This window comes from Campylobacter sp. CH278, assembly GCF_004378845.1.
GTDB lineage: Bacteria > Campylobacterota > Campylobacteria > Campylobacterales > Campylobacteraceae > Campylobacter_D > Campylobacter_D jejuni.
In genome coordinates this window covers 148,720-157,023 of sequence record NZ_RYXZ01000005.1, presented here as the reverse complement: position 1 = coordinate 157,023, position 8,304 = coordinate 148,720, and the positions used below count along the sequence as shown (strand labels likewise).

7 protein-coding genes are annotated in these 8,304 nt (G+C 31.9%); 1 reads left to right on the top strand and 6 read right to left on the bottom strand.

Annotated elements, in window-relative coordinates; genetic code table 11:
• Window positions 1–1,479 (bottom strand): methyl-accepting chemotaxis protein (locus ELQ04_RS05845; protein ID WP_134224475.1); only part of this gene is annotated, 1,479 nt, incomplete at its 3' end.
• 200 nt (window positions 1,480–1,679) lie between these two features.
• On the opposite strand from ELQ04_RS05845, the gene zupT reads away from it, so the two are divergent.
• The gene (gene zupT, locus ELQ04_RS05840; protein ID WP_002851840.1) at window positions 1,680–2,555 is read left to right on the top strand and encodes a zinc transporter ZupT; all 876 of its coding nucleotides are present in this window, start codon (window positions 1,680–1,682) and stop codon (window positions 2,553–2,555) included.
• Window positions 2,556–2,578: 23 nt separating this feature from the next.
• Here zupT and ELQ04_RS05835 read toward each other — a convergent pair whose 3' ends face one another.
• From ELQ04_RS05835 to ELQ04_RS05815, 5 genes are all read right to left on the bottom strand, one after another.
• Entirely contained in the window at window positions 2,579–5,095 is a 2,517-nt protein-coding gene (locus ELQ04_RS05835; protein ID WP_002936855.1) for a molybdopterin guanine dinucleotide-containing S/N-oxide reductase, read from the bottom strand.
• Between the two features lie 10 nt (window positions 5,096–5,105).
• Window positions 5,106–5,681: a cytochrome c3 family protein gene (locus ELQ04_RS05830; RefSeq protein WP_002936857.1), complete on the bottom strand. Its 576-nt coding sequence runs from the start codon at window positions 5,679–5,681 to the stop codon at window positions 5,106–5,108.
• A gap of 482 nt (window positions 5,682–6,163) precedes the next feature.
• On the bottom strand, window positions 6,164–6,673 hold the full coding sequence (locus ELQ04_RS05825; RefSeq protein WP_002872028.1) for a DUF2393 family protein: 510 nt from the start codon (window positions 6,671–6,673) through the stop codon (window positions 6,164–6,166).
• A complete protein-coding gene (locus tag ELQ04_RS05820; protein WP_002851753.1) occupies window positions 6,673–7,203 on the bottom strand; it encodes a DUF2393 domain-containing protein in 531 nt (176 codons plus the stop codon). The genes ELQ04_RS05825 and ELQ04_RS05820 overlap by 1 nt, the downstream gene beginning before the upstream one ends.
• A 12-nt stretch (window positions 7,204–7,215) precedes the next feature.
• Complete coding sequence (locus tag ELQ04_RS05815; protein WP_002854522.1) at window positions 7,216–8,304, bottom strand: prohibitin family protein; 1,089 nt, start codon at window positions 8,302–8,304, stop codon at window positions 7,216–7,218.

The following is an 8,304-nucleotide window of genomic DNA, read 5'->3' as shown; positions in this document are numbered from 1 at the left end:
TTGAACAGCAGTTTGTAATTTTCCACTTTCATTAGCTAAAGCATTAGCAAAGTCTGAACTTTGTTTTAGCATTTTAACTATTTCATCCCCTAAAGCATTAGTAGTTAATTCTACACTACCACTAGCATTTTCTAATTTATTTCTAAAGTCTAAGCTTTTGTATTCTTCAAAAATTTTATGAATAGCATTCATATCAGAACCTACTCTAGCTTGTAAAGCATCAAGAAGTCTATTTAGAACATTTTTAAGTTCAATCAGTTGTGGGTTTCTTGGATTAGCAGTGATTCTTGCTGTTAGATTACCACCTTCTACAACTGATACGGTTTGAACTGATTCTTTAACGGCTTGATTGTCTTGTTCTAAACCTTTTTTAGTAGCAAGGATGTTTTCATTGATAGCATTTGAGATTTGCCCAAATTCATCATTGCTTTTTATTTCTATAGTAGAAATATTTTTTGTTTTATGATTGATAAAATCAAAGAATGAATTTAAACCTGTTTGAATAGTTGTAAGTGGAGAGAGGCTTCTATTAATTAAGAATTTAATTAAAATTAAAGCTATGATTATAGCTATAATACCAACTATAACTTGTTTCATTAAAATAGAATTAACAGCTTCGGTGTAAACTTTGTTTTCTGTTACTGTACAAATTCTAAATAAAGGATTAAAAGTAGAATTACACATGATTGCATAATCTATACTTTTATTATCTTTAGCAGTAAATAAAGTATCTGTATTTTTTGGATCAATAAGAGCAGGATTTGCTTTGATTGCATTAGCGATATTGATACTTAATTCTGTTTTTGTTAGGATTTTAGTGATATCGTCTCTAAAAAGTATCGTTCCTTCTGGATCAAGCACTACGGTATAGGTATTTTGTGATTTACCCACAGCTAACACATCGGTTGAAAATTTTGCTAGATCATAATCTCCACCCACAACACCTCTAAAATTTCCATTTCTATCATAAAATGGAGCAGCGTAAGTTAAACCAACTTGTCCACTATTGGCTGATTTATAGGGATCTGTTACTATAAGTTTTTTTGCTTCTTTGGCGGCTTTATACCAAGGACGATTTTTGGTATCATAACCTTTTGATAAGTCTAAAATTTGATCATCAGATTGGTAATTTTTACCTGTATTTTCAAATCCTACATAAACTAGATCATAGCCATTAACATTTTTAAATGCTTTAATAAGATTGATCAGTTCTTCATCACTCATATCAGGGCGTTTAGTAAGTTCATTAGCTAGTATTTGAATGCCATTTCTTTTTGACATACCATAGCTTTCAAAGAAAGCACCCACATCTTGCATAGTTTTTAACTGAGTGTCTTTTAGCAATTCATATGTATTGTTTCTCGAATCAAAGTAACTAACAGCACTTGTGATTGCTAAAATTAATACAACTAAAATTCCAACCCATAGTGTAAGCTTGGCTGAAATTCCAACGGATTTACCTGAATTCATTTTTTGCATTATAACTCCTATATTTATATTGAAAATAAAATAAAAATATTATTCTAATTATTCTAGCAAAAAATAAGAGAAAAAGCGTATAAAAAGTGAATTTTTTACATAAAAAATCAAAAATTTTTAATTATTTTGTATATTTTTACCAAGTATTAACTTTTTATAAATATAAAGAGTTTTAAAATATTATTTATTTAAGAATATTAATGCAATTTACATTCGAACAAATTTTTATCGCAATGCTATTGACTCTTTTTGCAGGTTTTTCTACGGCTATAGGTTCTATAATAGCCTTTTTTTCCAGAAAAGATGATTTAAGAGTGCTTTCTTTGGGGCTTGGTTTTTCAGCTGGAGTAATGATATACATTTCTTTCATGGAAATTTTACCTACTGCACTTAAAGATTTTAAAAATCACTATGATTCGCATTGGGCTGAGCTTTTGGGATTAGCTTGTTTTTTTGGTGGAATTTTAATATCTTTATTGATTGATAAATTAATCCCCGAAGATGTCAATCCTCACGAACCTAAAGAGGATTTAAGCGAGTTAAAAATTTGTCCCTTACCCCAAAAAGGACAAAATCCTCCGAAATTTCATCCTGGAGAAAAGTTGCATCAGATCAATACTAAAGCTTTAAAACGTACAGGGATTTTTACAGCTTTGGCTATTGCTATACATAATTTCCCAGAAGGTTTTGCTACTTTTATTTCAAGTCTTGATAATCTTACTTTAGGAATTGCCATAGCTATAGCTGTGGCTATACACAATATCCCTGAAGGTTTGGCTGTGAGTTTGCCAATTTACCATGCTACAGGAGATAAGAAAAAAGCTTTTATTTATTCAGCTCTTTCGGGTTTTGCAGAGCCTTTGGGTGCTTTTGTTGGAGCTTTGATTTTATTGCCTTTTATAGGCGATCTTACTTTAGCTATAAGTTTTGCTGTGATTGCAGGAATTATGGTTTTTATATCTCTTGATGAGCTTTTGCCCGCTGCAAAAACTTATGATAAGGCTCATGATAGTTTATATGGACTTATTGCAGGAATGGCAATAATGGCTTTAAGTTTAAATTTGCTTGGACAATAGAAAGCCTTGCGGCTTTCTTAAATTTAGTTCGCACCTTTTGGCGCACTAAAGGCAGTAAGTTTTGGTAGTTCACCTTTAAATTTTTCTATATTTACGAGTCCTGTGTGAGAGATATTGCCATTGGCAAGTTTTGAAGTTGGTATATCCATGGTTAAAACATTTGCATTTCCACATTTGCAAAGTCCGTTTTCATTAGGATCGTACCAAGCACCTTCGCAAAGTCTTACAACCCCTTGCATGATTTCATCACTTACAACTGCCCCTGCTAAAACTTCACCGCGTTTATTAAACACACGCACTACATCGCCATTTTTTATACCAAGTTTTTTTGCATCTTTGGAATTGATTAAAATCGGCTCTCTATCTTTTATTGCATAAGTATCTCTTAAGCTTGTGTGGCAAAGTTGAGAGTGCAAGCGATCTCTTGGGTGATTTGTGAGTAAGTGGAAAGGTGCTTCTTTGCTTGCATTTCCAAGCCATTCAATAGGCTCAAACCAAGTAGGGTGGGCTTTGCAATCATCATAATTATAATTTTTAATCGTTTCTGAGTAAATTTCAATAAGTCCTGAATCTGTACCCAGAGCATTTAAGATAGGATCTTCTATAAATTCTGAAAAACGAGTCCATTCTAAACTTTCAGCTGTTGGTTCAAAAGTGATTGGTTCATTTTTAGCCCAAAATTCTTCAAAACTTGGCATAGGAGTAGCAAAAGCTTCGCCAAAACTTTGAGTTTGTTTTAGGGCACTGTTGTAGTATTCTTTGATGAAATCTTTAGCTTTTTTGCCATTTTCTGTGTAGGCATTAAAGACATCTTTTCCATAAATTTTGCAAATATCAGAGAAAATTACATAATCATCTTTGCTCTCACCCACAGGCTCAACTGCTTGTTTCATAGGAGCTATATGCATATTTGAATAATCTCCTGTCATGGTAATATCATCTCTTTCATAAGATGAAGTTACAGGCATAACAATATCTGCCATTTTAGCTGTTGGAGTCCAGTAAATTTCATTTACCACAACGGTCCGTGGTTTTCTCCATGCTTTTACATTAGTGTTGGTATCTTGATGATGTACTAAAGGATTTCCGCCTACCCAGTAAATAAAATCAATATCAGGATAGGTAAGCTTAGAGCCGTTGTGATCTATGGTTTTTCCAGGATGAAGTAAAGCATCAGCAATTCTTGCTACAGGGAAAGAATAACTCGCTGCATTTTGAAGCCATTCTGCACCTTCGTTTGAAGTTTCGCTTTTTGCTAAACCTTTAAATTTACCATTTTTCCAAATCCCTAAGCTACCTGCTGTCATACCACCGATCACTCCGCCTTTGCAAGTTGGAACACCGCCATTGCTGTAATGGTAGCTTAGTCCAAAACCACCTCCTTTTGTGCCGATTTGTCCTAACATCGCACAAAGAGTAACTAGCATCCAGTGAGGTTGTTCTCCATGATGTGCTCTTTGCATACCCCAACCACTCATAATCATAGTAGGATTATCGTAAAAAGTTTCAGCTAAATTTTTGATAGTTTTTTCATCGATACCGCAAATTTTACTTGCCCATTTGGTATCTTTTTTAACTCCATCTTCTTTGCCTTCTAAATAGTCTTTAAATTTATCAAAGCCTGTGGTGTAAGTGTCTAAAAACTCGTAATTGACTTTTTTCTTAGCGATTAAATGGCTTGCCATACCCATCATTAAAGCTACATCGGTATTTGGGCGTGGAGCTATCCATTTGGCATTTAAAAATTTTGCTGTAGTGGTTTTTACAGGATCTATACAAATTATTTTGATTTTACTGTCTTTAAGTTTTTCAAAATACGCCAAACCTCTTTGTTCGTTTGAAGTCCAAGCTATACGTAAAGTAGAAAGTGGATCAGCACCCCAAATCACAACATATTTAGAATCGCTTAAGATATTTTCCCATGAGGTTTGTTGCTCATAAACTTCAATCGATCCTACAACATAAGGCATAATCACTTGAGAAGCTCCTGTAGAATAGTCCCCAGTAGCTCCTACAAATCCACCTGTTACATTTAAAAATCTATGAAGCAAGATACGTGAGTTTTGCATATTTCCACTTGATTTCCAGCCATAACTTCCACCAAAAATTGCACTTGCACCTTTGCTATCTCTTGTTTTTTTAAGTTCTTTGGCGATGAGTTTGATCGCTTCATCATAACTTACGCGGACAAATTCATCTTTACCACGAAGTTCAGGTTTAGGATTGTCAGGATTTTCAAGGTAGGATTTACGCACATAAGGGTATTTCACACGAGATTTATAAACCATATCAGCAGTGTAGTGCTGTAAAGGATTATCCATTTTTGTAACTTTTTCCCAAGGTTCGCTTTTTACTATTTTGCCATCTTTTATAGTGAGTTTTAAAATCCCCCAGTGTGCTGCGGTGATCACTTCTCCATTTTTTACAAGTCCAAGGCTAACTTTTGAAGCTTCTACGGTTTTTCCTGCACTTAAGCTTGGGATGAGAGGTAAAGCACTTAAGCTCGCTCCAATTTTTAAAAATTTTCTTCTATCTAGCATGCTTTTCTCCTTATTTTGTTTTAAAATCTTTTGCGTTTTTTTGTAAGTATTCTATAACTAGCCATCTGTCTTTTTTATCAATACCTGTTCTATCAGCCATAGAACGGAAAATTGCAGGCCAAGCGTTAGCTGTAAATTCTTTTTCTTTGTGGATAGCGTGGCAAATTCCGCAGTTATTTACAAAAAGTTCTTTAGCTCGATTTAACATTTCTTTATTGTCTTTGATAAATTCTTTTTTATCTGCCCAAATTTCAAGGCTTACCTTATCCCATTTGCCATTTTTTTCAGTTATTCTTTGAGAGAAATTTAATTTTGTATTTTTAGAAAAAGCTGCAACAATAATTCTTTGAGAGTCATTGAAATAAATCACAGAAGGTGCTTTAGGATTTACATAACCATCAATTTTTAGCAAAACCCTGTTATTTTCGCTTTTTAACACTTCAAAAGGATTTGTAGGTAAAAGTCTTCCTATGACTTTAGTATCATCTTTATTAAGATAAAGCGATACAACTTCATCGGTATAGGCGGTATTTTTTGCCCATAAACATGTCGCTAGGACAACAAAAGAAATGAAAATTTTTTTCATTACTAATTCCTTAATATAAATTTGATGTAAATGTATTTTAATACTATGCAATTTAATTATTACTTAATTGTATAATTTTTACTAAGATTATTTATTTTTAGTGCTTTAATATTATTCTTTATTGATATAATAAATTTGAGTTAATTATATTTTACTTATTGTTTTTTTAGAAAAGATAAAACTTCAATTATAAAAAAAAGTTTGTTTTGAGCTCAGATTAATACTTCTGAGCTCATTTCGATCTCGTTGAGTTTTAAGGTATAAGCTTTTTATAGCTTTATTTTCCCTCCCATTTTTAACTCTCATTTAGCAAAGTGCTTTTAGATTTAAAGGTTGATTGACTCCTTATCTTGTATATTAATAAATATTATATTAATAAAACTTAAATTATTATTAATATTTATATAATTTATAGTGGAATTATTGTTTTGTTGTGTGAATAATTAATGTATTTTAGAATTTTTGCTAGTTGATTTCTTGAATCAAATACATTTTAAAGTGTGATAAAATTCAGGATTATTAAAACTTGGAGGAAAAGGAACACTGGCTCTAAATTCTTTATAGGTATTACCTGGGAGTGTGTCTATGATTTCTATAGTATAAGAAACACTTGTATTTTGCATTTTAGCGTTACGGACATTTTTATCATTGAAAATTTCTCCTCCTACTTGTTTTTGGTTTAATATGCTAAGTATCAAATAGCATTTTCTGATTTCAAATTTAGTAAGATTTTGAACTTTTCCACTTACTATAACGCTTTCATGTCTTAGATCTCTTGTGTAGGTTAGTTTGCTAAGATCGGCTTGAGTGGTGAATTGATTGATTGTTAGAAAAATAGAATATATCAAAAGTGCGGTAAAAATAGTAGCTATGGTATAAGAAATCAAAGCCATTTCTTTCTGTTTGACTTTTAGAAAGATTAAAATACAAATCAAGGCAAAGCAAATAAGTAAAATGATAAAAGCTATAATATGAAAAATCGTAAAATGCATTAAAAACACTCCGAAACTAAGCGTATGGTATAGTTATTTTCATAGTTAAAATTTTCAAAAGCAATTCTTTGAACTTGGGTTGCGTTTTTCTTTAGATCTTTAATTTCTCTACTTTTTTGTCTAAAAGGGATAAATTTCTTTTTATATTCTTCTATGATATTATCATTAGGTATTTTATCTGCAAAAATTTTAGCTGTAATTTTACATTCTTTAAAATTATTTTTTGAATTATTTGTAATGTTAAAATCAACAATTAAATCATTTGAGCTTTGTATCATTTTTTGATCTGTAATAGCGGTTTTTCGAGTTCTTACTTCATTGTCTATTAGTTTATACCCATAGATATAAACTAAAAAACAAATAATAATATCAAATGCGATAATAAAAAGTGCCGCTATAGGCCTATGGCGTAAAAATACACAAAGAAGTAAAACACAAGTGAAGAGAAAAAAAACTAATAAAATCAGCATATAATCTACTAAATATAAATGAGTAGTGTAAAAAAGCACGATTTCTCTTAGTTTTTCCACTTGCGTATCCTTTTAGTTCATGTTGGCAGCACTTTGCTTTTTAGCATCTTTGGTATCAACCCAAATGTTTGGCACTGCTCCACCTGGAGTTAAGAAAATTTTAGCATCTTGATTGACTTTTAAGGCTTCATTAAATTCTTTTTGAGTTTCAATTTGTTTTAAATTTAGCAAAGGGGTGTTTAAGCTGTTTGCAATTTCTTTATTAGAATAAGCTTGTGCATCTGCTTCTATCTTAACAGCCATAGCTTTACCTTTGGCACTGATTATGGTTGCATTTGCTTCCCCTTCAGCTAAAGCAGCTTTTTTTAAGGCTTCTTGATTAGCTCTTTCTACTTCATATTTAGTTCTTTCAGCCTCTTGTTTTGCAATTTGCACGCGTTCGATTTGTTCTTTTACTTTTGAAGGTAAAATAATTTCTCTAAGTTGTACAGCGCGAAGTTCTACAGGTTCGTTTGGTTGGGCTTCTATGGTTTTTCTTATACCTTCTTCTATTTGAGCGGCTATTGTATTACGATTAGTAGGAAGTTCTTCGGCTGTATATTTTCCTACAACACTTCGCACTACATCACGAACAACTGGATCGATAATTTTATTTTCCCAATTTAAGCTCCAAGTAGCTATGGTTTGAGGAACTTGCAAAGGATTTAAACGGTATTGTACTGTAACATCAATAGATACAGGCAATCCACGAGAATCAAGTACAGAAATACTATTTTTATTAATAACACCTGAACCTGAAGATAAATTTTCATTACTTCCCTCTATAGAAGCATAGTTGATTTGTCTTACTCTAGTATCGATTATGGTTATTTTTTGTACAAAAGGTAAGAAAAAGTGAAGTCCTGGTTCTAATGGATTTGGGTCATATTTACCTGTTGTTGATTTAATCCCCATTTCCCCAGAATTTATCACCATAAAAGGTTTTGCAACGATTAAAAATAAGATAATAATAATCACCCCATAAACAAATGGAGAGAATTTCCCAAAACCTTTAAAATTAAATTCTGGTGCTTTGAAATTGAAATTTTGACGGTTGTTGTTTCCGTTATTGTTAGAATTTCCATTTTTTTTATTGAAATAATCATTCAAATCAGCTGGCAT

Coding starts and splice junctions, on each gene's coding strand:
- ELQ04_RS05825 (WP_002872028.1), bottom strand. CDS start 6,673: ATGCATTTTACGATTTTTCATATTATAGCTTTTATCATTTTACTTATT.
- zupT (WP_002851840.1), top strand. CDS start 1,680: ATGCAATTTACATTCGAACAAATTTTTATCGCAATGCTATTGACTCTT.
- ELQ04_RS05835 (WP_002936855.1), bottom strand. CDS start 5,095: ATGCTAGATAGAAGAAAATTTTTAAAAATTGGAGCGAGCTTAAGTGCT.
- ELQ04_RS05815 (WP_002854522.1), bottom strand. CDS start 8,304: ATGCCAGCTGATTTGAATGATTATTTCAATAAAAAAAATGGAAATTCT.
- ELQ04_RS05830 (WP_002936857.1), bottom strand. CDS start 5,681: ATGAAAAAAATTTTCATTTCTTTTGTTGTCCTAGCGACATGTTTATGG.